This window comes from Staphylococcus sp. HMSC056G08, from assembly GCF_001812305.1.
Taxonomy (GTDB): Bacteria; Bacillota; Bacilli; order Staphylococcales; family Staphylococcaceae; genus Staphylococcus; species Staphylococcus simulans.
Window position 1 is genome coordinate 717 of record NZ_KV808448.1, and the last position, 346, is coordinate 1,062.

General features: G+C 52.6%; 3 tRNA genes. All 3 read right to left on the reverse strand.

The features are described from left to right. Nucleotides 1-47 precede the first annotated feature (47 nt). The 3 genes from HMPREF2846_RS03325 to HMPREF2846_RS03335 all read right to left on the reverse strand — a co-directional run bounded on the left by HMPREF2846_RS03325 (nucleotide 48) and on the right by HMPREF2846_RS03335 (nucleotide 302). A tRNA-Leu gene (locus HMPREF2846_RS03325) sits at nucleotides 48-136 on the reverse strand. Between the two features lie 6 nt (nucleotides 137-142). Next, nucleotides 143-217, reverse strand: a tRNA-Gly gene (locus HMPREF2846_RS03330). Nucleotides 218-220: 3 nt separating this feature from the next. Further along, nucleotides 221-302: transfer RNA gene (locus tag HMPREF2846_RS03335), tRNA-Leu, on the reverse strand. Nucleotides 303-346: the final 44 nt, after the last annotated feature.

The window sequence follows — 346 nt, forward strand, 5'->3', positions numbered from 1 at the left end:
TCAAACGCTCTATCCAGTTGAGCTACGGGCGCATTTTATATATATTATGGTGCCGAGGACCGGAATCGAACCGGTACGATAATCACTTATCGCAGGATTTTAAGTCCTGTGCGTCTGCCAGTTCCGCCACCCCGGCAAAAAATGGAGCAGAAGACGGGATTCGAACCCGCGACCCCAACCTTGGCAAGGTTGTATTCTACCGCTGAACTACTTCTGCATATGCGGGTGAAGGGAGTCGAACCCCCACGCCGTAAGGCGCTAGATCCTAAGTCTAGTGCGTCTGCCAATTCCGCCACACCCGCGTTTAAATGGTGAGCCATAGAGGATTCGAACCTCTGACCCTCTG